The 24660-nt window shown below is 48.8% G+C and carries 27 protein-coding genes, 4 tRNA genes and 1 riboswitch; of the genes, 24 read left to right on the top strand and 7 right to left on the bottom strand.

Annotated elements, in window-relative coordinates; all coding sequences use genetic code 11:
- Nucleotides 1-122 precede the first annotated feature (122 nt).
- On the bottom strand, nucleotides 123-980 hold the full coding sequence (locus tag FWE06_07050; protein MCL2546933.1) for a sugar phosphate isomerase/epimerase: 858 nt from the start codon (nucleotides 978-980) through the stop codon (nucleotides 123-125).
- Between the two features lie 158 nt (nucleotides 981-1138).
- On the opposite strand from FWE06_07050, the gene FWE06_07045 reads away from it, so the two are divergent.
- The 5 genes from FWE06_07045 to secF all read left to right on the top strand — a co-directional run bounded on the left by FWE06_07045 (nucleotide 1139) and on the right by secF (nucleotide 6361).
- A complete protein-coding gene (locus FWE06_07045) occupies nucleotides 1139-1537 on the top strand; it encodes a hypothetical protein (GenBank protein ID MCL2546932.1) in 399 nt (132 codons plus the stop codon).
- Nucleotides 1531-2946, top strand: a complete 1416-nt coding sequence (gene hemZ / locus FWE06_07040) for a coproporphyrinogen dehydrogenase HemZ (protein ID MCL2546931.1) — start codon at nucleotides 1531-1533, stop codon at nucleotides 2944-2946. The genes FWE06_07045 and hemZ overlap by 7 nt, the downstream gene beginning before the upstream one ends.
- Nucleotides 2947-2996: 50 nt before the next feature.
- Entirely contained in the window at nucleotides 2997-3932 is a 936-nt protein-coding gene (locus FWE06_07035) for a nucleoside kinase (protein ID MCL2546930.1), read from the top strand.
- Between the two features lie 181 nt (nucleotides 3933-4113).
- A complete protein-coding gene (gene secD / locus FWE06_07030) occupies nucleotides 4114-5421 on the top strand; it encodes a protein translocase subunit SecD (protein ID MCL2546929.1) in 1308 nt (435 codons plus the stop codon).
- Between the two features lies 1 nt (nucleotide 5422).
- A complete protein-coding gene (gene secF, locus FWE06_07025; protein MCL2546928.1) occupies nucleotides 5423-6361 on the top strand; it encodes a protein translocase subunit SecF in 939 nt (312 codons plus the stop codon).
- A 303-nt stretch (nucleotides 6362-6664) separates the two neighbouring features.
- Here secF and FWE06_07020 read toward each other — a convergent pair.
- The 5 genes from FWE06_07020 to FWE06_07000 form a co-directional block, all read right to left on the bottom strand.
- Nucleotides 6665-6740 (bottom strand) — tRNA-Phe (locus FWE06_07020).
- Nucleotides 6741-6743: 3 nt separating this feature from the next.
- A tRNA-Gly gene (locus FWE06_07015) sits at nucleotides 6744-6818 on the bottom strand.
- A 55-nt stretch (nucleotides 6819-6873) separates the two neighbouring features.
- A tRNA-Asp gene (locus tag FWE06_07010) sits at nucleotides 6874-6951 on the bottom strand.
- Between the two features lie 115 nt (nucleotides 6952-7066).
- Nucleotides 7067-7142 (bottom strand) — tRNA-Val (locus FWE06_07005).
- Nucleotides 7143-7197: 55 nt separating this feature from the next.
- Nucleotides 7198-8001 (bottom strand): Cof-type HAD-IIB family hydrolase, encoded by an 804-nt coding sequence (locus FWE06_07000; GenBank protein ID MCL2546927.1) that lies wholly within the window; start codon nucleotides 7999-8001, stop codon nucleotides 7198-7200.
- A gap of 258 nt (nucleotides 8002-8259) precedes the next feature.
- Here FWE06_07000 and FWE06_06995 point away from each other — a divergent pair, with 258 nt between their 5' ends.
- The 19 genes from FWE06_06995 to thiE all read left to right on the top strand — a co-directional run bounded on the left by FWE06_06995 (nucleotide 8260) and on the right by thiE (nucleotide 23925).
- On the top strand, nucleotides 8260-8952 hold the full coding sequence (locus tag FWE06_06995; GenBank protein ID MCL2546926.1) for an ATP phosphoribosyltransferase regulatory subunit: 693 nt from the start codon (nucleotides 8260-8262) through the stop codon (nucleotides 8950-8952).
- Entirely contained in the window at nucleotides 8949-9569 is a 621-nt protein-coding gene (gene hisG / locus FWE06_06990) for an ATP phosphoribosyltransferase (GenBank protein ID MCL2546925.1), read from the top strand. Before FWE06_06995 ends, hisG begins: the two co-directional genes overlap by 4 nt.
- Entirely contained in the window at nucleotides 9566-10831 is a 1266-nt protein-coding gene (hisD, locus tag FWE06_06985) for a histidinol dehydrogenase (protein MCL2546924.1), read from the top strand. The genes hisG and hisD overlap by 4 nt, the downstream gene beginning before the upstream one ends.
- A gap of 52 nt (nucleotides 10832-10883) precedes the next feature.
- Nucleotides 10884-11945, top strand: coding sequence for a histidinol-phosphate transaminase (hisC, locus tag FWE06_06980; protein MCL2546923.1), 1062 nt, complete (start codon nucleotides 10884-10886; stop codon nucleotides 11943-11945).
- Nucleotides 11946-12001: 56 nt separating this feature from the next.
- Nucleotides 12002-12472 carry a hypothetical protein gene (locus FWE06_06975; GenBank protein ID MCL2546922.1) on the top strand — a complete coding sequence of 157 codons (471 nt, stop codon included), beginning with the start codon at nucleotides 12002-12004 and terminating at the stop codon, nucleotides 12470-12472.
- A gap of 71 nt (nucleotides 12473-12543) precedes the next feature.
- The gene (locus FWE06_06970; protein MCL2546921.1) at nucleotides 12544-13596 is read left to right on the top strand and encodes a hypothetical protein; all 1053 of its coding nucleotides are present in this window, start codon (nucleotides 12544-12546) and stop codon (nucleotides 13594-13596) included.
- Nucleotides 13597-13694: 98 nt separating this feature from the next.
- On the top strand, nucleotides 13695-14489 hold the full coding sequence (locus FWE06_06965; GenBank protein MCL2546920.1) for a class I SAM-dependent methyltransferase: 795 nt from the start codon (nucleotides 13695-13697) through the stop codon (nucleotides 14487-14489).
- Between the two features lie 37 nt (nucleotides 14490-14526).
- Complete coding sequence (gene hisB / locus FWE06_06960) at nucleotides 14527-15120, top strand: imidazoleglycerol-phosphate dehydratase HisB (GenBank protein MCL2546919.1); 594 nt, start codon at nucleotides 14527-14529, stop codon at nucleotides 15118-15120.
- Nucleotides 15117-15827: a 1-(5-phosphoribosyl)-5-[(5-phosphoribosylamino)methylideneamino]imidazole-4-carboxamide isomerase gene (gene hisA, locus FWE06_06955; protein MCL2546918.1), complete on the top strand. Its 711-nt coding sequence runs from the start codon at nucleotides 15117-15119 to the stop codon at nucleotides 15825-15827. Before hisB ends, hisA begins: the two co-directional genes overlap by 4 nt.
- A complete protein-coding gene (locus FWE06_06950; protein ID MCL2546917.1) occupies nucleotides 15824-16624 on the top strand; it encodes an AAC(3) family N-acetyltransferase in 801 nt (266 codons plus the stop codon). The genes hisA and FWE06_06950 overlap by 4 nt, the downstream gene beginning before the upstream one ends.
- Nucleotides 16625-16732: 108 nt before the next feature.
- Nucleotides 16733-17398, top strand: coding sequence for a helix-turn-helix domain-containing protein (locus FWE06_06945; protein MCL2546916.1), 666 nt, complete (start codon nucleotides 16733-16735; stop codon nucleotides 17396-17398).
- Nucleotides 17399-17641: 243 nt separating this feature from the next.
- Entirely contained in the window at nucleotides 17642-18220 is a 579-nt protein-coding gene (gene yunB, locus FWE06_06940) for a sporulation protein YunB (protein MCL2546915.1), read from the top strand.
- A 27-nt stretch (nucleotides 18221-18247) separates the two neighbouring features.
- Nucleotides 18248-18342: riboswitch (TPP riboswitch) on the top strand.
- A 48-nt stretch (nucleotides 18343-18390) separates the two neighbouring features.
- Nucleotides 18391-19236: a bifunctional hydroxymethylpyrimidine kinase/phosphomethylpyrimidine kinase gene (gene thiD / locus FWE06_06935; GenBank protein ID MCL2546914.1), complete on the top strand. Its 846-nt coding sequence runs from the start codon at nucleotides 18391-18393 to the stop codon at nucleotides 19234-19236.
- Entirely contained in the window at nucleotides 19233-20540 is a 1308-nt protein-coding gene (gene thiC, locus FWE06_06930; protein MCL2546913.1) for a phosphomethylpyrimidine synthase ThiC, read from the top strand. Before thiD ends, thiC begins: the two co-directional genes overlap by 4 nt.
- The gene (gene thiS / locus FWE06_06925; GenBank protein MCL2546912.1) at nucleotides 20533-20739 is read left to right on the top strand and encodes a sulfur carrier protein ThiS; all 207 of its coding nucleotides are present in this window, start codon (nucleotides 20533-20535) and stop codon (nucleotides 20737-20739) included. The genes thiC and thiS overlap by 8 nt, the downstream gene beginning before the upstream one ends.
- 2 nt (nucleotides 20740-20741) lie before the next feature.
- Complete coding sequence (thiF, locus tag FWE06_06920) at nucleotides 20742-21371, top strand: sulfur carrier protein ThiS adenylyltransferase ThiF (GenBank protein MCL2546911.1); 630 nt, start codon at nucleotides 20742-20744, stop codon at nucleotides 21369-21371.
- Nucleotides 21368-22135: a thiazole synthase gene (locus tag FWE06_06915; protein ID MCL2546910.1), complete on the top strand. Its 768-nt coding sequence runs from the start codon at nucleotides 21368-21370 to the stop codon at nucleotides 22133-22135. Before thiF ends, FWE06_06915 begins: the two co-directional genes overlap by 4 nt.
- Before the next feature lie 5 nt (nucleotides 22136-22140).
- Entirely contained in the window at nucleotides 22141-23217 is a 1077-nt protein-coding gene (gene thiH / locus FWE06_06910; protein MCL2546909.1) for a 2-iminoacetate synthase ThiH, read from the top strand.
- Between the two features lie 87 nt (nucleotides 23218-23304).
- Complete coding sequence (gene thiE, locus FWE06_06905) at nucleotides 23305-23925, top strand: thiamine phosphate synthase (protein ID MCL2546908.1); 621 nt, start codon at nucleotides 23305-23307, stop codon at nucleotides 23923-23925.
- A gap of 107 nt (nucleotides 23926-24032) precedes the next feature.
- On the opposite strand, the gene FWE06_06900 is transcribed toward thiE, so the two are convergent.
- Nucleotides 24033-24542, bottom strand: a complete 510-nt coding sequence (locus FWE06_06900; protein ID MCL2546907.1) for a hypothetical protein — start codon at nucleotides 24540-24542, stop codon at nucleotides 24033-24035.
- Nucleotides 24543-24660 lie beyond the last annotated feature (118 nt).

Here is a 24660-nt window from a genome sequence, read left to right as displayed (position 1 = left end):
GTCAGGGCGCGACCTGACATAGCCCGCGAAAAATCATCGAAAAGCCGCCGTACACGAGGCGTGACAACCAAAACAAAACCGGACAGCCAAGCTGCCCGGTTTTTCTGACACTAAGAATCAGCCTACTGATATTTAGCCGTCTTGGTTCGCAGGAAGTCTACCGCCAAGCCGATGTCTTTTTCTGGCGTGTCGCCGACTTCGCGCTCAATGGTCAAGAAGCCGTGGTATCCGATGGCATCTAACGCGCCAATCCAGCCGTCAAAGTCAACACCGCCCTCACCCAGCGGCACTTCGCGGAACAACTCACCTAATTCGGCAAGCCCCTCATGTGTAAAGTTGTCATACGTCACGCGAGCGTCAACTTGATGGAACATTACACCGTCCTTGGCGTGGGTATGCACGATATAGTCTTTCAAGCGATGTACGCCGGCCACGACGTCATCAGCCACGACCATGACAAGGTTGGCGGGGTCGAAGTTTACGCCGACGCCCTTGCTGTCCAGGGAGTCGAGGAATGCGCCCAATGTGTTGCATGTCTCGGGACCTGTCTCAATGGCAAACCAGGCGTTGTGTTTCTGCGCGTACTCGCCCAGCTCATTGCAAGCCTCTTGCAAAATTTTGAACCGCTCTTCATTTTTATCCTGCGGTACAACGCCAATGTGCGTGGTAACGATATTGGTGCCCATTTCCAGCGCAACGTCAATAATGCGCTTGGATTTCTCAATCCTCGCAGGGTTTTCAGCCGGTTTGGTAAATCCGCCGCCCATGTCGCCGCACAGCGCGCTGACAACTAAGCCGGCATCAGCAATCATTTTGCGGTACTCAGCCGTTTTGGCCGGCGTGAGATTTTCGGGTGCGATTTCGCCGTGCACGGCATAGATTTGCAATCCTTGTACACCAAGAGCCTTAGCCTTTTCAATGCCGCCTTGAAATCCGGCGCGGAACGAATCTAGAATTACGCCGATGGGAAATTTCTGCATATTCATGTACCTCCGATAAAGTTTGATTACCGTCATTTTATCATATCGGGCGCGATTGTCAAGGGGGGAATTTCAAAAGCCGCCGTAAATGAATTCAGCGTTGCAACATCGCATTGTTTGTGGTAGAATAAAACAGCAAAACGGAAGTGGGGAAGAGTATGAAAACGTGCGCCGCAATTTTATTTTTCGTTGTACTGGCACTGACAATCAGTGGGTGTAACAATCGCAATACTAGCCATGAATCCGTACGGCTCACGCAAGTGGAGATTACCGCACAAACGGAGCTTGCTTCAGAAACGGTGCTGCCGTCGGCGCCGGTTGGCGAAACCTTTGCCGACAGTAACAGCGTGACTTGGCTTGTGTCGACGGCACAGTGCGGTTGTGGTGGCAACGGTCACCCGGCAGTGAATTCGCGCACTTCCCTATGGCGATTATCAGTGCCGGCGGTGGGGTTGCGCTCACCGATGCGACAACCCGCGGATTCCATCATGTTGCCGAATCTGCCGCCGGATTTCGCCCTGCCTTATGGGTATCGGGTTGAGTGTGTGCCATGCTAACCATCGAAACCATCGGTCACATCGACAAATACAGCGTCCAGCAAAGCGCCCTCATGCTGCTGTCCCGCGATATCACCGGCCATTGTATAAGCAAATTAACAGTCCGCGACGATACATACATCGTCACCACGCGGTTGTCCATTAACGATGTAGGGGCGTACAGTGCGCGTCCGCTTGGTAAAACACAGCGGAAACTTGCGCCTGCTCTTCCAACTCTCGAACACAAACGTCAGCTGCGCGAACTCATCCGCGAATCTTTCTATCGCGCTTACGTCGCTGCCACCGGTGACGCGCCGGCATGGGGTTCATTAACGGGTGTCAAACCGGCAAGTGTGGCGTCAAGGCTGCTCAAAACACACAAAACGCCGTCAAAGGTGTTGACTATATTACAAAAACAATATCACGTCTCGCCCCGGCGTGCCGACTTGTGTTTGCAAGCCGCGCTGGCTTCGCGTGAGTATCAGGCAATGCTGCAGCCCAACGATATATCGGTCTACGTCGGCATTCCGTTCTGCCCGTCGCGCTGCCGGTACTGTTCCTTTGTCAGCCAATCAACACAGCGCGAGTTGCCGCTCATTGAGCCGTATTTGCAGGCCCTATACCGCGAAATTAAGCAAAAAGCAAGCCTCATCGCTGGCAACAAACAACGCATTGTCAATCTCTATATCGGCGGCGGCACGCCAACGGTGCTGTCGGCGGTGCAGCTCGATGCGCTGCTGACAAAGCTGGCATGCTCTCTCGACCTGTCATCTCTCCGTGAATACACCGTTGAGGCGGGCCGCCCCGAAACATGCGATGACGAGCGCTTGCGTATTCTGCGCGATCATGGCGTGACGCGCGTGTCGGTCAACCCACAGAGTATGCATCAATCGGTGCTTGATGCCATCGGCCGTAAACACAGCGTACAAGACGTGTACAAAGCCGTAGAAACCGTGCGAAAAATAGGGTTTTCCGCACTAAATATGGACCTAATTGCAGGCTTACCAAACGATAATTTGAGTGGTTTTCAGGAAACCTTGGGTGCCGTGCAGGCATTCGCCCCCGAAAATATCACAGTTCACACAATGGCAAATAAAAAAGGCGCAACAGCAAATCGAGACGCTCCGATTATCCCACAAAACAACAGCCATCCATCCCGGATGCTCAACCACACCCTACAAGCCCTGCCTCCACAATACCACCCATATTATTTATACCGCCTAAAGCAAATGGCAGAAAACGGAGAAAACGTCGGTTGGTGTAAGCGCGGCACAGAATGCGGCTATAACATATGTATAATGGACGAACTGCACACGGTCATCGGCCTTGGTGCCGGTGCTGCCAGCAAAATTCATCGCCGACACGGCGAAATCATCCGCCAAGCCAACCCGAAATATCCGGTTGACTATATCCATAGAATGAACGTGTAGATGATATCAAGTGCCGTTAACGCAACACTACGTAAAAAAGGAGAAACAACATGAATCTAACTACCATTAACACGCGCATTCGCAGTGATGTTGTGGCATTCATGACCGAATGCGACGCGCAATACGAAGGACAAATTGCTGAAACTGCGGATAAAATTGCCGCGAATTTAGAGAATAGCCACCTTGCCTTTCTCGCAGGTCCGAGTGCGAGCGGCAAGACAACGACAGCAAAGATGTTAGAACTGGCACTGCGCAAGCGCGGTATAGGCACACACGTGATTTCCATGGATAGTTACTTTTTGCCTGAAAACCAGACCAAACATCTGCGCAACGAGGTGGGGGATCGCGACTATGAGTCGCCGTATTGCCTGGATTTGCCGCTGCTGCGCGAACATTATCGCAGTCTGTCACAAGGCGAGGAGGTGCTTGTACCGTATTTTGATTTTAAAATGAGCAGACGCAACCCCGATAAAGAAAAAGCACTGCAGTTAGTTCGTGATGAAATTGCCATATACGAGGGCATCCACGCTTTAAATCCAAACCTATACGAGCAATGTGTGGCGAAAAGCTTCAAACTGTATATTTCGACACAAACAGATATGATGTATGACGGGCAAGTTTTGCTCGACCATACGTTGCTGCGCTTGATTCGGCGTGTAGTGCGCGACAATCATTTTCGCGGTACGGGCATTGCCGAAACATTGCATATGTGGGATGGCGTGCGACGTGGTGAATTGCGTTATATCTCGCCATACAAAGGGTTGGCCGATTATCAGTTTGATACAGCATTGGGTTACGAAGTAGCGGCATTGAAACCGTTTGCGTTGTCGTTATTCGAGGACTGGGAAGCTGAAGATATTTTGCGCAAGAGCGATTATGACAAAGTGTTGGCGGCGTTGCCCATGTTTGAGGGAATAGATGAAAACGTGGTGGCAAAAAGCTCATTGTTGCGGGAGTTTATCGGGGGCGGGGATTTGAAATATTAGAACTGCCGAGTAGACGTGCAATGAGTATAAGGCGCGATAAGACGGTGTCGTCTGTGCCTTATTACGGTCGGCTGTGCGGCGCACACGAGGCACGACAGGCTTGAAGTATTGACACGGCTGTGTAATTGCTGTATACTCGGACAGGTAAGAATTTACAAAGGATATAAAAGGAGTTGAAAACGTGAGAAAACACATCATCACCATCGCAGCGGTGTTTGTTGTCATCGCGGTGTTGGGTACGGTAGCACTCACCGGGCTTGATATTGGCGACTTTCATTTCCCCGGCGTAGGGAGCGACAACGGTATTGTGCTGGGGCTGGATTTGCAGGGCGGCGCGTCAATTACGTATCAAGCGGTCGGTGTCGATAACATTTCAAGGTCGGATATGGACTCCGTCGTCACTATTTTTGGGCGACGGCTGGATAACCAGAACTTTACTGAACGTCGCATTGTGCAGTCGGGGCAAAATCGTATTACCATTGAGATTCCCGGGCAGAACCCTGATGATGACTTGGTTGCATTACTTGGAAGTACGGCACGGCTGAGTTTCCGCCATAACGGCGAAGAAATCATTGGAGCCGAGCAAGTAAGAAATGCGCGAGCGGATTGGCAGAACCAAGAGTTTGGTGCGCGGCAGCCTGTGGTGCAGTTGGCGTTTGATCAATCGGCACAGGCGGCATTCTTTGCGGCAACCTCTGCTGCGGCTGCGCAGCCGCAGGGTTCAGATGCCAATCGTATTTTCATTTATCTGGACGAAGACCAGATAAGTGCGCCATTTGTCAACGAACCGATTAACAGCAATACGGCTGTTATCACAATGGGAGGTGAAGGCGACGGATGGAATGCGGCAAGAAATTTGGCGGAGTTAATTAATAGCGGTGTATTGCCATTTACATTGGAACTGGTTGAAATGCGCCAAGTCAGTGCGACATTGGGCGAAGAGGCGTTACATACATCCATTCGTGCCGGTCTGATTGGCTTGATTCTATTGGCATTGTTTATGATCATCTACTATCGTGTACCCGGCATTGTGGCGGCTGTTGTGCTGACGCTATATGTTACGTTATCGATTACATTGATGAATATATTGAGCGTCAACTTGACGTTGCCTGGCATTGCCGGCATCATACTCAGTATTGGTATGGCAACCGATGCCGAAATTGTCATATTTGAGCGCGTTAAGTATGAGTTGCGCAGTGGAAAGACACTTCGTGCGGCTGTTGACTCTGGGTTCAAGCGCGCCAGAAGTGCAATTATTGATACCTGCTTAACCACGATGATTTCAGCCGGTGTTTTGTACTTTATGGGGACAGGGCCGATTCAAGGCTTTGCTGTGACGCTATTTCTGGGTGTTATGGTGTCAATGTTCACCGCACTTGTGATTACGCGCCTCATGCTTCGTGCGGTGGTGGGTCTGCGCATAACAAACCCGCGGCTTTACGGCGTATCTGAGCTTTCTGGGGCATCGACGAGCAAGGAGGTAGCCTAACATGTCATTGAAAAAAAGAATCGGAAAGTTCTCATTTGTTAAGAACTTCAAATGGTCGGTATTGATCAGCTTAATTTTAATTATGCCGGGATTGATTGGTGCAGGCAGTTTAATTGTGCAACAGAGTAATACGTCTTTTATTAACTTGGGCATTGATTTTTTAGGTGGCATTGAAATTGAAAGCGATTTTGGACGTTATGTTTCCCGTGAGGAGTCGGTTGAAGTAGAGGCTTTGGCGACTGAAATCTTCGGCGTTGCGCCATCCATGTTACAGCGTGTTGGCGGTATTGGCGATGATGCGATTGAAAATTCCATTGTTTTGTTGCGCTTATCGCGTGTATCAACGGCGGAGGTTGAGGCATTTCAGAATGCTATGGTTGAGGCTTACGATATTGAGCCGCCGCTGTATTCGTACATTGGAGCGGCGGTGAGCGCCGATTTGCGCAATATTGCTATTATGGCGACGCTGTTGGCAGCGTTGTTGATTTTAATCTATATCGGCATTCGCTTTGAGTTCCGTTCGGGGCTTGCGGTCATCGCCTCACAGGCGCATGACTTACTTGTGGTGCTGAGCGCTTATGTGGTGTTCCAAATCCCTGTTAACATGACGTTTATTGCCGTTATGCTGACCACGCTTGGCTATTCATTGAACGCCAGCATTATTTTGTTCGACCGTGTGCGCGAAACTAAGAGTCGCGAACGCAAAATTGATACAGCTACTGTTATTGATGAGGCGACGCACCTTACGTTGTCTCGCGCGGTGAATATGACCATCACGACCATGTTGCCGGTTACGTTCCTGATTTTCTTGGGTGTGCCCAGTGTGCGTGATTTTGCGTTACCTTTGTTCTTCGGTATTGCGGCGGGTGCATATTCGTCGATATTGCTGTCTGGCCCCATTTGGAATTTGCTGATGAAAGTCCGCAAGAAAGACGCATAGAACCTACAAAAAAGACCGCTCTCGCGGTCTTTTTTTGATAGATGGGGAGAAGTATATGCTGGTGTGTTTGCTGCATTTTTACTGCTCGTCGTTGCCTAGGTTGAATTGAGCATTTTGCCATTCTTCAAATGCTGCTGTAGCAACTTCTTCATCCAAGATTACAAGATAGTGTGCATACCAACCGTTCGCCAACTCAATAACTTAATACATCCGCTCCGGGGAATTCACCACTGACGAAAAATATCACTAAAACAAACAATCCCGTCAAACCCTTGTAAGTCAAGGTGTTTAGCGGGATTTGCTTGGTGCCTCCGGTCGGAATCGAACCAACGACACACGGATTTTCAGTCCGTTGCTCTACCGACTGAGCTACAGAGGCGTTTGGAGCGGGAGACGGGATTTGAACCCGCGACTTTCACCTTGGCAAGGTGACACTCTACCACTGAGTCACTCCCGCAGAAACGGAGCAAAAGGTACTTTGCTCCGGTGTATTGCGCCTATTCGGCGCCTGGTGGCGACCCGGAAGGGACTCGAACCCTCGGCCTCTAGCGTGACAGGCTAGCGTTCTAACCAAACTGAACTACCGGGCCATGAAGCCAAAAAAACACATTACTCGACAATGCTCGCGGTCAGAGACTACAATCCAGTCCCTCCTCAAGCGAAACCTGTTTCAAGAGGAAAGCAGAGCGGATGTTTGCGATGATGTGGTGGAGGCAACAGGGCTCGAACCTGTGACCCTACGCTTGTAAGGCGTATGCTCTACCAACTGAGCTATGCCTCCGCAACTGACAACTTCGTTATTATACGACACTCACGCGCCATTGTCAAGCCCTTTTTTAGTTGTTCAGCACATTTTCTTCCAACCATTTTGCCACACCATCATTTTCGTTGCTATCGCAGATTAAATCGACAGCCTCACAGACACCCTCGCAAGCATTGCCCATGGCGACGCCAACACCGCAGGCACGCAGCATTTCAAGGTCATTGTAATCATCGCCGAAAGCTACAATGTCGGCCGTTGCAATATCGTAACGTGTTGCAAAATGTTGGCATGCCAGGTCTTTGCCAGCCTGTTTGCTTGTTACCGGCATGTATTGCGCGCCTTCGACCAATAAGTAGCGCAAATCATCGGACAATAGGGTTTTAATGCCTGCAATCACATCTAGCGAAATAGGCTCATCATATTGCGGTGTAACGAAACAGATTTTATCAATGATCTTGCATGGCAAATCGGTGAGGCTGGCACAGTTGATGCGCCAAGAGTCGCAAGGAAAATCATCATAATTGACATATAGAAAGTCGTCTGTTTCGACGAAGACACGCATAGAAGGAAATATTGATAGCGATTTTCCTACGATGGATGCTGCCATTTCATGTGGAATGCCGAATCGATGCGTGATTGCGCCGTCGATTTCGATAATCACGCCGTTGTGGTAGGCTAAGGCATCGGGTGCAATTAACGCCTTGGCGGCAAGTGCAGCAACCGAACGCACAGGACGCGCCGTGGCAAACGCGATTTTAATGCCGCGCGCACGGCATTTGGCAAAAATATCGACAGTATATTGCGAAATTGTTTTATCACGGCGTAATAATGTGCCGTCAAGGTCGGTAACAATAAGTTTAGGCGCAAATGTCGGCATAGACGAATCCTCCAAATTTTAATAACATGTTATCATGTGTTTGAGCAAGTGTTTATGCGGAAAATTGTTTTCTGCCCGATAAATTGGGCTGTTCATGTGTATTACTAACAAACCGTTTACATCAATATAAACGAACCGAGGTGCGTTATCGTACCACACAAGCACTCCGCAAGATAAGGCCTCAACGCCTTGCCTTGCGGGGGTGTTTGCTATATTAACATATTTATGTTACAATGCCCATTGTAAGAGGTGAAAACTATGACACAAACAAATTGGGCGGGGACACCGGAGGGCAGCCGTGATTGGTTGTTTGACGAGTGCCAATGCCGCCGTACATATGAGCAAAAAATTACGGATGTCTTCTCGCACAACGGGTACAGTGAAGTGATGACTCCGACTTTGGAATATTACGATACCATTGCGCAATCGGGAAGCCCCATTGCGCAAGAAGCGATGGTGAAACTCGTCGACCGTGAGGGCAAAATTTTGGTCATGCGTCCCGACAATACTACGCCCATTGCGCGGCTTGTCGGTACACGATTAAAGGCGCAAGAACCGCCGTTTCGGCTGTATTACTCGCAGCCTGTGTATCGCAGTGACGCCAGCCACAAAGGTGCCGATTCGCAGCGGTGGCAAATCGGGCTGGAACTACTCGGCGTAGAGGCTGAGATTGCCGATAAAGAAATATTGCGCTTGCTTGACGAAACAATTGCCGCGTGCGGGCTTGACAATGCGCATATAGAAATCGGGCATGCCGACAAAGGCGCAATCGGGCCGTCAACACCGCTGAATTACTATACAGGATTGATTTTTGATGTGTATATCCATGGTGTCGGCACACCGATTATTACGGGCGGGCGGTATGATAATTTGTTATCGAAATTCGGGCGTGATTTGCCTGCTGTGGGTTTCGCCGTTGATTTGGAAGCACTTTCGGAGGTGTGTGTATGAAACCACTGACAATTGCGCTCACCAAAGGGCGGTTGGAGAAGAAAACAGTTGAGTTGTTCGAGCGTGCCGGCATGGATTGCACTGACGTAAAGTCGCCGGGTCGGCGGCTGATTGTGCCGTTGGACGGTGGTAAGTATCAAGTCGTGCTTGCCAAGGCACCCGATGTAATTACATACGTCGAGCGCGGCGTTGTTGACATCGGCGTGGTGGGCAGAGATACGATTTTGGAGCAAGGGCAATCGTTCTACGAAGTTTTAGACTTAGGATTCGGTGCTTGTCGTTTCATGCTGGCTGTACCCAATGGCGTGGACTTTTTTAATACTTACAAACGCCGTCGGGTTGCCACAAAATACCCCAATGTTGCGGCGCAATATTTCGCCGAACGCGGCATGGATGTTGAGCTGATTAAAATCGAAGGTTCGGTTGAATTGTCGCCGTTGCTTGGGTTAGCAGATGGTATTGTAGATTTGGTGGAAACAGGCGAAACGCTGCGTGCCAACGGGTTGCGTGAGATTGAAGAAATCGCAAAAATCAGCGCACGTGTAATCGTAAACACGGCTTCGATGAGAACGCGCAAAGCCGAGATTAAGGCGTTATTGGAGAACATTAAATTATGAATATTGTAAAATATAATGAAGCACAGCCTTTAATTGCCGCTACCCAGAGCAAGCGCACAGCAGTCGAGCAAGACATACAGCAAAAAACACAGGCGATTATGCAAGATATCCGCGCCAAAGGCTGGGACGGCGTGGTTGCATGCTCAATGGAATTTGACGGCACTGCGCCGTACGAGATTTCGCAAGAAACATTGCGGGAGGCGTACGACAGCATTGACATTGATTTGCGCCGCGCGTTGGAGCGTTCGCGCGACCAAATTTTTGATTATCAAAAGCGTATTGTGCTGCAAGACAGCGAGTGGGATTCACCCGTTGGTGGCAGAGTCGGGCAGTTGGTGCGCCCGTTGCGGCGTGTGGGAATCTACGTCCCGGGCGGTACGGCGGCGTATCCGTCGTCGGTGTTGATGAACGCAGTGCCGGCCAAAGCCGCAGGCGTATCTGAGATTATTATGGTAACGCCGCCCACGGCGCACTTGAAGCCAAGCGTACTTGCCGCCGCGTACATTGCAGGCGTTGACCGTGTGTTTGCCGTCGGCGGCATACAGGCGGTTGCGGCATTGGCATACGGGTACGGCATTGTGCCGAAAGTTGATAAAATTGTCGGCCCGGGCAACGCTTACGTTGCCGCGGCAAAGAGCATGGTTTACGGGCAAGTTGACATCGACCACGTCGCAGGGCCGTCGGAGATTTTGGTGATTGCCGACAAAACCGCCGACCCCAAATTTGTTGCCGCCGATTTTTTGAGCCAAGCCGAGCATGACGCATTGGCGCAGTCGATACTGTTGACCAATTCGCAGCAACTCATTGACGCCGTGCGTGACGAATTGCAAAAACAGTTAGACGAATCGCCGCGCAAAGAGATTGCGGCACAGTCGATTGAAGGTTTTGGCGTGATGGTTGTATGCGATGATTTGCAGCAATGCGCCGAGCTATCCAATGTCTTTGCACCAGAACATTTGGAAATTATCACAGAAAATCCGCGCGAATTATTGCCGCTCATCAAACATGCAGGCGCGGTATTCCTGGGCGCGTACAGCCCCGAACCGTTGGGTGACTACATGGCAGGACCGAGCCATGTGTTGCCGACATCGGGTAGTGCGCGGTTCTTTTCACCGCTGTCGGCAGACAGCTTTTTGCGCCGCATGAGTTTGATTGAGTTTTCCCGGGAAAACTTGCTGGCGTTAAAAGACGATATTATCAATATCGCCGAAGAAGAGGGCTTAGACGCCCATGCAAACAGCGTAAAATACAGATTCAAGTAGGGACGAACAATGTTCGCCTGATGCCACACCAATTGATAGGGAGAAAAACACGATGACACACCCGACATGGCAAGGCTTGCCGCCGAAAATTGCGGAAAAGCAACGCGCCTTTACACCATACCGCCCCAGCCCGCAAAAGGCAAAAGTGATTCTCAATGGCAACGAAAATTTTCAGCCGCCGCAGGTGGATTTGCAAGCCGCATTGGCGGATGTAAAACTCAACCGTTACCCTGACCCCATAGCGCGTGAATGTTGCGCGTTGGCGGCGGATTATTTCGGCGTTCGTGTCGAGCAAGTTGTTGCAGGCAACGGCAGCGATGAGCTGATTTCGCTGTTAATGATGGCACTGCTGCCGCGTGACGGCAAGGTTTTGGTCACCAAACCAGACTTTGATATGTACGCATTTTACGCGGGGTTGGCAGACATTGAAGTCGCCGATTTGCCGCGCGATGACGTTAATCTTGACGCTTTGATTGAAAAGGCGCAGGCTGTTGACTTGGTCATCTTTTCGAGCCCATGCAACCCGACAGGCGCGGTGATTCCGCAAGCCGAAATCGTGCGCTTACTGCGTTCGACCGACGCACTCATTGTCGTTGACGAAGCGTACGCCGATTTTTGCGAAGACAGTATGCTGCCGAGTTTAGATGAGTATCCGAATTTGATTGTGCTGCGCACTTGTTCAAAGGCGTTTGGCTTGGCAGGTATTCGGCTGGGATTTGCCATGGCGAGTGAGGCAATTATTACGGCGTTGCACAACGTGCGCTCGCCGTTTAACGTCAATGCGTTGACGCAAGCAGTAGGCGCGGCAGTGTTACGCGAGCCGGCGCAATTGAAAGCCATGATTGCCGAGATTTTGGACAACAAACGCGAATTTATCACTGCAATTGACTCAGTGGAGCGGCTTTTGGAGCGTTTGGATACGCAAACGAACTTTATCTTGCTCAAAGGCGCAGACGCGCAGTTACTGCACGCACATATGACTGCCCAAGGCATTGCTACACGGTACTTAAAGCCGGACTTACTGCGTGTAACAGTGGGTAGCCGTGAGGAAAACGCGGCGTTTGTCGCGGCGATGGACGATTGGGAGGACAGCTCAGCGGGGTACTTGGTGTAGGCGTGGGGCGATTGGACGTGTAGGGAATTTATATTTGGTGTAGGAGGATTGCAAAAATGTCAGAACGAGTAAAGCCAAAAATTGAAGAGGAATTTAATACTAACCTAAGTGGTGATTTGTTGACAAATGCGCTTGCCTTTGTGGAGCATATGGACGAAATATCTGGATGGAATCACTTGGGTGAAGCGATATGTTTTTTCGTCACTGAACCTTCAACATTGCGTATTTTCTTTGGACAAAATAGCAGTGTTTGCACTAGCGATTTTAACAGTTATCCGATAAGTGACGAAATGAAAAACTTTGTTTTCAATAATCTTAATCAATGTAACCATTTTAGAACAAACGGTGAAGTTTGCGGTTGCGGCAGTCAACCTGGACAGAGTTTTATTATTCTTGGCGAAAAGTTTGATAACATTTGCCATTGTCCTATCATGTTCGTGAATCCTACTGCCGATACATTTGAAGAAATCAAAAAATTAGTGGAAGCGTGGAAGCTCTGCATTGCAGAACTAAAAAGCACAAGATAAGCAAACTCGCCTGCGCTCGCGGTCTGTCAACATAACAGCGAAATTTTATATTAGGTATTGAGGAAATTAAAATGTCAATTCCAAAGAAGGCTAAACCGATAATTGAAGAAAGCATCTCCAAATACCTTGATGGAGATATGAAAATAACTGCGTTGGATTTTGTTGTGTATTTGCGGACAATCAAGTTACAACCTGTGTGGACTGCTTGGAATACTTGGAAGGTGAGTTATAAGGGCGAGGTGATTTGTACTGTACATCTGCTACCCGAACAGAAGAATCCATGGGCTGTTGCCCTTTACCTTGATTGTCTTAATGATACAAATAAATATGAAGATTTGATAATGGGTGAAGGATTACAGAAAATCATTTTTGATAATGTCGTTTACTGTATTTATAGCAGCAACGGGTCAGGTACAGGTTGCAGCTCGAATAAACCCTGTGTCGGCGGTGAAAGCAGAATAATTCTCGGTAAGGAGATTGAAGGTGTTTGCCATTTTAGCAGAACGTTCACGCTGGTTGAGAATCCCAGTGAAACGGTGATAAATGGCATAAAAAGACTGATAGAATTAGAGAAAACGGCAAGGAGTGAAGTGCCGAAAAAAGTCGTAAAACACAACGATGTTCAAAAAGCCGAACAAGATGTAAAACCCTTGCATGAATGTCAAAAAAATACTCGTCCTCAAATCGAAGACATCGCGGGCAAAGCCCTTGTTGGTGAAAGGCTGGATAACTTGTTGAACTTCGTCACGTGGCTTCGGGCAAACAAGATATCACCCGCATGGGCTACTAAAAATAATTGGATGGTCAGCGTCAAAGGAAAACGTACGTGTTATATACGAGTGTCTCAGCTTGACGGAATTTTTACCGGTTCTTGGTGGGTCAGCTTTTCTTGTGAGGGTCTTGCCGATGAGAATTTAATAGCTGATGAGCGTATCAAAGAAATCGTTTGGTCAAATGTAAGAACTTGCAAAGTATGCAATAGCTGTTTTCCGGGGGGTAACAAAACAATACTCGGAAAAGAAATGGAGAGAGTTTGCGGGTTAGCTGCTCCTGATTTCTGGAATCCTGATGCTGAGGAAATAGAATGTGCCAAACAGCTGATTTTGGCAAAACGTGAATTATGATATTGTAAGAAGCAGTACAGAGTATAAGCAATAGCGATGCCTACCCACACTAAATAATCAAATAAAACCCAAACAGACTACAACCGGGAGGACACACCATGCAACCGAATCAATTTCTAGTAGACTATTACACGAATACTTGTGACGAAGATAAACGCCTTATATCACAGCGTGGTTCGGTGGAGTTTCTTACCACAATGCGTTACATTGATAAGTATATAAAACCGGGTGACCATGTGATTGAAATAGGGGCAGCAACCGGTCGGTATTCCCATGCGTTGGCACGTCAAGGATATGTCGTTGATGCCATAGAACTTATCGAACATAATATACAAATTTTTCGTCAAAATACTCAGCCCGATGAAATGGTGACCATTACACAAGGCAACGCCATGAATTTATCCGATTTTTCAGACAATAAATATGATATTACACTTCTTTTAGGGCCAATGTATCACTTATATAATAAAGAGGACAAGCTACGAGCGTTGAGCGAGGCAATCCGTGTTACAAAACGAGGCGGGATTATTTTTGTTGCGTATGTCATATCAGATGGCTGTATTCTTGATGAGGGGTTTAGTCGCGGTAACATCAATATTTCAAATTATATCGAGCAAGATTTGATAGACCCTACTACATTTACTGTAAAATCTAATGAAGCAGAATTATTTGAGCTTGTTCGCAAAGAGCATATTGACGATTTAATGTCAAAATTTCGCGTTGCTCGGTTGCATTATGTAGCATCAGACGGGTACACAATGATTATGCGTGAAGCTGTTGACGCGATGGATAAAGCTACATTTGAGTTATATTTGAAGTATCACTTCGCTACTTGTGAACGCGAAGATATGTTGGGGATTACGAGTCACGCGATTGACATATTCAGAAAATAAAAACACCCACAACAACACAACCGGGAGGACACACATCATGACCACACCAAATGCGACCGCCGCACGGCGTACTAAGGAAACCGACATTAAACTCATCATCAGCCGCACCGACCTTACACGCGAAATCGCTACCGGCATAGGGTTCTTTGACCATATGCTTGATGCGCTGTTTTTCCATGCAGGGCTGGGCTTACGGCTCTCTGCTGCGGGCGACTTGCACGTTGACGCACACCACACCATCGAGGATACCGGCATTTTGCTGGGACAGGCGCTCTACGAACTTTTAGGAGATAAGTCCGGCATGGCGCGCTTTGCATCGGCGGCAATTCCTATGGACGAAGCGCTCGCCGAAGCCACGATTGACCTCAGCGGGCGGCCGTTTCTTGTGTTCAACGATTTCAGCAAACCGCAATTAACAGGCGCAAGCGGCGGCTATACGTACGATATGACCGAAGAGTTTTTGCGCGCTGTTTGCAATAATGCAAAAATTACGTTGCATATCAACTTGTATTACGGCACAAACGGTCATCACATGACCGAGGCGATTTTCAAAGCTGTTGCCCGTGCGTTGCGCGGCGCAATGGTACCACTGGCGGGCGCAACTTCGACAAAAGGGAGTATTGATGCATGATTATTTTACCCGCGATTGACCTGCACAACGGGCAATGCGTGCGTTTACAGCGCGGCGATTACGCGACGGCGCATAAAGTTGCCGACAATGCCGTTGAAACGGCACAACGTTTTATTGACGCCGGCGCAAGCATGATTCATGTCGTTGACCTTGACGCCGCAAAAGGCGACGTATCCGTCAACGGTGACGTGATTGCCGCGCTTTGTAAATTGAGCGTTAAGATTGAGCTCGGGGGCGGGCTGCGCGACATGGTGTGTCTTGAACGTGCCGACAAACTGGGCATAACACGTATGATTATCGGCTCGGCGGCGGTGCGCAATCCCGAATTTGTGAGCCAAGCGGTGGCGAAATACGGCGACCGCATTGCTATTGGTATTGACGCGCTGAACGATGACGTTAAGACTGATGGTTGGCTGCAAAACAGTGGCGTAACGTCACTGGATATGGCGATTGATATGGAAAAGCGCGGCGTTTGCACGTTGATTGTGACTGATATTGACAAAGACGGAATGCTTGAAGGTCCGAATTTTGCATTGTATCGTACATTGCGCGAGAAGTTGAGCTGTGCGATTGTTGCCAGCGGCGGCATGAGTAATCATGAAGATTTACGGCGCCTGCACGACATGGGCGTTGACGCCGCAATTGTCGGCAAGGCGGCGTATAGTGGTGGAATTGATGTGGCGCGGGCTGTGCGGGAGTTGGAATGAATAAAACTAAAGTGCCAAGCACTATTGATAGCATTTATGCCGGGCTGAACGCAATGGGGATTTCAGGCGGTGATGTACTAATGGTGCATTCGTCGCTATCGGCGCTTGGCACAGTTTTTGGTGCACAAGAAGCAGTTGTTCGAGCATTATTGAAAGCGGTTGGTAGTAGCGGTACGGTAGTGATGCCGGCGTTTACTTGGGAAAATGATGACCCGCTCAATTATGAAAATCCACCTCTGCCCGTAGAATGGCACGAAATGTTTCGTGAAACGATGTTGCCGTTCGACAAAAACACCACACCTGTTTTTGTTCGCGGCTTGGGAATAATTCCGGAGTATTTTCGCACCTATCCGGGGACGTTGCGCTCTGACCACCCATATGTTTCGTTTACAGCAAACGGAAAGCTGGCTAAACAAATCGTTGCGCAACACGCGCTAACGCCGTCGCAAGGAATGGAAACTCCTTTAGGGGCGATTTATAATTTTGGCGCAAAGATTTTATTGCTTGGCGTGGATTACGACTGTTGCACTGCGTTTCATCTTGCTGAAGCCTTGACCGGACGTTTGTCGAAAGTGCCCGAACGGTTTATTATGACTGAGGCAGGAAAACGGACATGGAAATCAGTCGAAGATTATGATTATGCCGGTGAAGGTGACTTCCTTGTTATCGGCAATGCTTATGAGCGTGGAGGCGGTGTAGCGGTGGGACAAATTGGACTTGCTACATGTAAATTGTTTGACTTTAAGCCGGCAGTTGACTTTGCGACCAAATGGCTTTTGGAAAATAGGAGCAACTAACGCACCACGCTAATCAAAGTAACCGAATGCGTTATTGTTGAAATTGCTCTTGCCATGATATTATATGGTTGTGTTACGTAATGCAACTATATTTATGGAGGATAAAAAATGGCACTTAATATTGGCGAAAACATTAAAACTCTCCGTACTGAAAAGGGCGTTACTCAGGAGCAGCTGGCCGAATATCTTTCGATTACCTATCAATCTGTCAGCAAATGGGAAAACAATATCACTACGCCCGATTTGTACTTGATACCCATGATTGCGGAATTTTTCGGCGTTTCCGTTAACCGGCTTTTCAGAGTCAAAAGAAACCCGGGTGATGTGAAAATTCTTGTCAATCCCGAAATATCGGAAGATCAACTTTGGCGTTTTTATGTGCGCAACGGCATGTATGAGGCACGGTGCTACGACAAGGAAACCGCCGCAATCCCGTTGTATAATTCTGATCTCATTGTTGGTGCGTTTTGCGAAAATGAACTTGTCGGCATACTTCGAGTGATTCACGATAAGCTATACGCAAAAATTTGCGAATTTTATTTTGAACTGGAATTGCAAGGTGCAAATCAGCATGAAAACGGGGCGTTGCTAGAAAATGATAGGTATGGCATCGCCAAAAAAATGGGATTGATGATGGTCGAGGCATTGAACAAAGTCGGTATAGATTTTATCAGCTGCACCGTTGTAGACGGCATTGACAATTCGGTGATGGAATCTATCGGTTTCACTGAAAACAAAGGGCATATCGAATACGTTATAGACAACAGACCTTAAAATTGCTAAGCATAATGGCCAACCCCTCCGTGATATACTGTCGCGAGAGGGGTTGTTCTCATGCAAAAATTCCGAGTGTTTCGACTGCGACTGCCGCGACTTTTTTCGCGTTTGCGCTGGAAAGGTCGTTTTCGGGCACCACGTTTTTCGCGTCCATTATTTCGCAGCCGTTCGCGAGCATACCTACCGAATAGGCGAAAGCGGCGTATTTTATTGCTATGTCTATTATTGAGCATTATCGTCATGTTCTATATCTGGATTGACACACAAATTCGCCCGGGTGTGGCACAGGTCGCCGGCGCGCGGGTGCGGAATCTCGCTACGATGTCCATCAATGAGGCGGTATTGGATGTACTTTCACGCGAGGGTGTGGGGTATGATGATTTGATTACATTTGAGCGCGACGGAAGTGGCGAAATTCGTGCATTGCGCACCAACATGGCAGGTGTGAATGCATTGAAAGCCGAAGTCAGCGCCGAGGTGCTACGGAGGGTTGAGAGCATCAACCGCAGCGATTTGGCGATTCCCATCGGCAACTTATCGAGTAACCGGCTGTTGATGGGGCGTGGTCCGCGCATTGGCGTTCGGATTGTGCCCATAGGCGCGGTGACGGCCGATTTGGAAAATAATTTCAGTGCGGCGGGGATAAATCAGACGCAGCACCAAATTGTCATGAACTTAGACTTTCACATGGGCGTATTAACCATGTCACAGAATACCGATGTGACGGTTCGCGCGCAGGTTGTCATTGCCGAAACGATTATTGTCGGCAAAGTGCCGGATGCGTATGCGGGGTTTGGAGATGTGTTTCGACAGGGTTGACAGGTGTGTCGTGGCGTGATATACTATAAAATGTTGCAGGGGTACTGTGCAGGGACACGGTTGAGATAGACCCTTTGAACCTGTTGGTTAAGACCGACGTAGGGAGCAAAAAGTTCATTTGAACGCTCTTATCGTTGGGATAGGGGCGTTTTTGTGAGGGAGAAAATTTTATGAAAAATCTACTCACCATTGCCGGCTCTGACTGCTCCGGCGGCGCGGGGATTCAGGCGGATATTAAAACATTCAGTGCGCATGGGTGTTATGGCATGAGTGTGATAACTGCCGTAACGGCACAGAATACTTGCCGTGTGATTTCTGTCGAGAACGTGGCGACAAGCATGATTGCAAACCAGATGGACGCCATTTTTGAGGATATTGAAGTACATGCTGTCAAAGTAGGCATGCTATCGGACGCAACTATTATGCAAGCTGTGGCAAACAAGCTGGTGCAATATGCACCGCCGCTGACTGTGATTGACCCTGTGATGATTGCCAAGGGTGGTCACGCACTTATGCAAGCTGACGCACTTGATACCTTACGTCGCAAGATTATTTCCCGCGCATACTTGCTTACGCCTAACATTCCCGAAGCAGCTGTTATTGTTGGACAGGCGGTTGAGAATATTGACGATATGAAATCTGCCGCACAAGAAGTCTATAAGTTAGGTGCAAAAAACGTACTTATTAAGGGAGGACATTTGATAGGCGATGCCGTGGATGTACTCTTCAATGGAAAAAGCTTTCAAACCTTTACACACCAACGCATTGACAGTCACAACACACATGGGACAGGCTGTACGTTGTCATCGGCAATTGCGGCGAATTTGGCAAATGGGCTAGCATTGGCGGAGGCAGTTGGTGCGGCGAAGCAGTATGTGACAGAGGCGATTGCGTGTGCGCCGAATATCGGCGAGGGGCATGGGCCATTGAATCATTTTTATTCGTCGCCGGAAGTCCGCCGATATAATCAAGAAAGGGGACTCCGCGAAACCTGTTTCGTGGGGAAGGAACTATGAGAAATTACACCACCCAAATGGATGCTGCCAAACGTGGCATTGTTACTGAGCAGATGAAAACAGTGGCGCAAAAAGAGAATATGGATATTGAGCTGTTGGTGGCCCGCGTGGCAAGTGGCGAAATCGCCATCCCTGCCAACGTCAACCATGCTGCGTTGTCACCTGAGGGTATCGGCACGGGATTGCGGACGAAAATCAATGTAAATCTGGGTGTATCAGGCGATTGTAAGGATTATTCGCTGGAAATGCAAAAGGTTGATATGGCGTTGTCATTCGGTGTTGAATCGATTATGGATTTGAGCAATACCGGCAAAACTAACGAATTCCGTACGGCTTTGATTGCCAAATCGCCTGCGATGATTGGTACTGTGCCGATGTATGATGCCATCGGGTATCTGGATAAAGAGCTGTGCGACATTACAGCGGCGAACTTTCTTGACGTCATTCGGGCGCACGCAGTTGAGGGCGTGGACTTCATGACCATTCATGCCGGAATCAATCGAACGGCGATAGAGGCGTTCAAACGTGATGGGCGCCGTATGAATATTGTGTCACGCGGCGGGTCGCTGCTCTTCGCTTGGATGGAAATGACAGGCAAGGAGAATCCTTTTTTTGAACATTACGATGATGTGCTGGAGATTTTGCGCGAATTTGACGTGACTGTTAGCTTGGGCGACGCTTTGCGACCAGGATGTATTGACGATGCCACCGATGCGGCGCAAATCAGTGAGTTGGTTGAGCTTGGGCACTTGACCAAACGTGCATGGGAAAAAGACGTGCAGGTCATGGTTGAAGGCCCCGGACATATGGCACTCAATGAGATTACCGCTAACATAACCTTGCAGAAACGTCTCTGTCACAACGCACCATTCTATGTGCTGGGGCCACTTGTCACTGATATTGCGCCGGGCTATGACCATATCACGTCTGCCATCGGTGGCGCAATTGCCGCGGCGAATGGTGTCGATTTTCTATGCTATGTCACGCCGGCCGAACATCTGCGGTTGCCTGATGTTGATGATGTGCGTGAGGGGATTATAGCCTCGAAAATTGCCGCGCACGCCGGTGATATTGCCAAAGGTATTCCCAATGCCCGCGATATTGATAACCGTATGTCGGATGCGCGTCGCAATCTCGACTGGGAAACGATGTTCAAGCTCGCTATTGATAAGGAAAAAGCGCGAAAGTATCACGAAAGTGCGCCGCCGAAAGACAAATATTCTTGTTCGATGTGCGGTAAAATGTGTGCAGTGCGGACGACAAACACAATTCTGAGTGGCGGGACAGTGAAGCTATATGACTGATATGGTTATGGTCAATGGGACATCAATTGTCATTGATAAAGGCATGTCGGTTACGGCACTTTTAATGCGGGAAAGCTATGACTTACAGCGTGTGGCAGTTGAGAAAAACGGCCACATTGTGCCGCGGAGTGCATTTGATAGTGATGTTCTTATCAATGGCGACAAGTTGGAAGTTGTGCATTTTGTAGGTGGTGGATGAGTATGGCTACTATGCACAGCAACGAATTTGAGAGCATGATGTACGCGCGGAATGCCCCGGATGTACAGGCTAAATTAAAGGCGGCACGCATTGCCATTGCAGGACTTGGCGGCCTGGGCTCAAACATTGCCATGATGTTGGCGCGCATTGGGGTAGGGACGTTGCTCCTCGTGGATTTTGATGTGGTTGAGCTAAGCAACCTTAACCGTCAGCATTACAATCTTACTCATTTGGGGCAGTGCAAAACGGAGGCATTACAAGCACAAATTAAGCAGGCAAATCCGTTTATTACAGTGTATACGAAAAATGTGCGCGTTGATGAGGGCAACGCACAGGCGATTTTCGCCGGCTATCCGATTGTTTGTGAGGCATTTGACAATCCGCAGTCTAAGGCAGATATTACCAATGAATTATTGGAAGTTGAGGGTGTAAAGCTGGTTGCGGCGTCCGGTATGGCTGGTTATGGCTGCGCCAACGAAATTAAGACAGTGCGCCGTTTTGCTAATTTATACGTTTGTGGCGATTTTCAAACAACGCCGGAGCATGGATTGATGGCCCCGCGCGTGATAATTTGCGCCGGACATCAGGCGAATATGGTTTTACGGCTGATTCTAGAGGAGAATGAAGTATGAATGACAAGCTAACAATAGGAAACCATCGCTTTTTATCTCGATTTATCCTTGGTTCCGGGAAATTCTCGTTGGAATTTACGAAAAAAGTGATTGAACATGGCGGGGCTGAAATGGTGACGCTTGCTTTGCGTCGCGCCAATGTAGGCGGGCGTGAGAATATTTTGGACTATATTCCGCCTGGCATTACGCTGCTGCCCAATACATCGGGTGCGCGTAACGCAGATGAGGCGGTGCGCATTGCACGACTTGCACGCGAGTTAGGTTGTGGCAGTTTTGTGAAAATCGAGGTCATCAACGACAGCAAGTATCTCTTGCCGGACAATCATGAAACTGTCAAAGCCACGGAAATTCTTGCGGCGGAGGGGTTTATTGTTATGCCGTATATGTATCCTGATTTGGTTGCTGCGCGGAAAATGGCAGCGGCTGGCGCGGCGGCGATTATGCCGTTAGGTGCGCCGATTGGCAGCAATAAGGGATTGTCAACGCGCGAATTTATTCAAATCTTGATTGATGAGATCGACTTGCCAATTATCGTAGATGCCGGTATCGGGCGGCCATCGCAGGCCTGTGCGGCAATGGAAATGGGCTGTGCTGCAGTAATGGCAAATACGGCCATCGCTACGGCGGGTGATGTGGGCATGATGGCATCGGCGTTTAAATTGGCAATTGAGGCGGGGCGGCAGGCGTATTTGGCAAAGCTTGGGCGTGTACTTGATCGTGAAGGCGAAGCGTCCAGTCCACTGACGGGCTTTTTAGGGGATTAGATGAAATGGATATTTTAGAGAAAGTAACACAGTGCATAAAAGCTTTTGATGCTAATGCTTTCACGCAAGTAGACGTGCTAAATATACTAAACAAAGAAACATTGCAACCGCACGACTTGATGACGTTGCTCTCAACTGCGGCTGATAAATTTCTCGAAAACATGGCGATTCGCGCAAAACAAGAACGCGCTCGTTATCATGGCAATAACGTCGCGCTTTATACGCCGTTATACATTTCCAATTATTGCGTCAATCATTGTGTTTATTGCGGATTTAACTGCAACAAGGATATTCGGCGCGGCAAGTTGTCGCTGGATGAAATTGAGCGGGAATGCCATGCTGTTGCTGATATGGGATTGACTGAGATTTTGTTGTTGACGGGGGAATCGCGTGAGCACTCGCCGGTTGAGTATATTGCCAAGGCAGTTGAAATTGCGGCAACGTGTTTTTCGACTGTCGGCGTTGAGATTTATTCGTTAGAGTGTGCAGAATACCATGCTTTGCGGCGAAAAGGTGCTGATTTTGTTAGTGTGTATCAGGAGACGTATGACCGAGATGTGTATAAACAATGCCATCCCGACGGACCAAAATCCGATTACGATTATCGCTTTAATTCGCAAGAACGTGCTTTACAAAGCGGCATGCGGGGTGTGGGATTTGGCGCGTTGTTGGGGTTAGATGATTGGCGGCGGGATGCTTTGGCCGCCGCTGTACACGCTTATTATGTCCAGCAAGTGTATCCGCACATTGAAATTTCCTTTTCCGTACCGAGGTTGCGTGGATATGGAGTTGAAACTAATGAACGTGAGCTATTGCAAGTGTTGTTGGCGTATCGGATTTTTATGCCGTATGCCTCTATCAATATTTCGACGCGCGAACGTGCGCATTTTCGCAATCATGTACTAGAGCTTGCTGCCAACAAGATTTCGGCGGGGGTCAAGGTCGGTGTTGGCGGACATGGCGATGAGGCAAAAGGGGATGAGCAATTTGCCATTTCCGATCCGCGTGGAGTTGATGAGATTCATAAGATGATAGTACAGCAGGGGTTGCAGCCTGTTTATACGGATTATATAAGGGTGTAGAGTCTCCCTCCCCTAGCCGTTACGATGTTGATACGCAAGCGATATATAGCATCCTCTTTTTCGAAAGGGGGTAGGGAGGAAATAATCATGGATTTAACATTATATTTAGTGACCAACCGCGATGGTTTGACCGATGAGCAATTTTTGCATACCGTTGACCGTGCCTGCGCCGGTGGTGTGACGATAGTGCAATTGCGCGAGAAAGAATGCAATGGCAGCGCATATCTTGTGCTGGCGCAAAAAGTCAAAGCCATTACTGATATGCATAATGTACCGTTGATTATTGATGATAGAATTGATATCGCCATAGCAGTTGACGCGGCAGGCGTGCACTTGGGGCGAGAGGATATGCCTGTTAAGATAGCGCGACGATTGATGGGTGAGTCAGCCATTATTGGTGCAACAACAAAAACCGTGCTGCAAGCTGAGCAAGCCTTGGCGGAGGGTGCAAGCTATCTTGGTGTGGGCGCGATTTTTCCGACAACGACCAAAGTTAAGACGGTTCTTACCAAAGTATCGACACTCGATGCCATTGCCGAAGCGACAGGTTTGCCAATTGTCGCCATTGGTGGGCTAAATGCCGAAAACTTGGATATCCTGCGTGGCAGCCGTGCTAACGGGGCAGCGGTTGTGACGGCGATTATGAAAAGTCAAGATGCGTTCGCGGCGGCGAAGGCATTGCGGAAAAGGATTGCCGTTGTTTTGTAACGCGATTATCAATCGCCTGTAGCAGTGATAGTGCAGTAGCGGTATGTTTGACCTATGGGAACGGGTGGCCATAAAAAGGGACGCGGTCTGCTGCGTCCCTTTTACGTTTACATGTTTTTCGGTAAGCGTTGTGCTTTGGCTCTGTGGATGCCTGTATCAGAGTAGAAGATGATTTCGACGCCTTTTTGGCGTGTCATACGTGACAATAGAACCGTTGACGGGTCGCGCGGCATGTTCTCTAATGGCATAACGATTGCCATGTCAGCGATTTCGAGTAAACGCATATCAATTTGTGAGAGGGAGAAGTCGTTGTCGTTTTCCTCGGAGATTGTCACTGTGTCTGCAGAATGGAGTAGGTCTTTGTGCTGACCGCATTCGTTTGGCAGAGCAATTTCCAATTGTATTTGTGGGAATAACGACTTGCAATGCAATATCATCTGTGCAAAGGTAACGTCAGATGGTGTTTGCAGATTAGTGTAGAAATAGTTCGCGCCCTCGTTCAGCAGACGGCGCACGATTTCGCGCAGGTTTTGGTCGGCTGTTGTTGCGCGTGTGGAACATTTGCCCCATGGCAGTCTTATGTCAGTGATGCCTCTGAAGAAAACGTTGCCGATCATAGATTATACGTCGCCGCCCGGAGGTGTTGGTGTCGGTGAAGGCGCAGGTGAGGGCGGTGGGGGAGGCGGCGGTGGCGGCGTCCAAGGTGTTGGCGGCGCAGAAGGCGGCGGTGGCGGT

The sequence above is a fragment of the Oscillospiraceae bacterium genome (assembly GCA_009780275.1).
Classification (GTDB): Bacteria; Bacillota; Clostridia; order Oscillospirales; family UBA929; genus WRAI01.
Note: the sequence above shows the minus strand (reverse complement) of the source record. Positions and strands in the feature narration are given on the sequence as shown.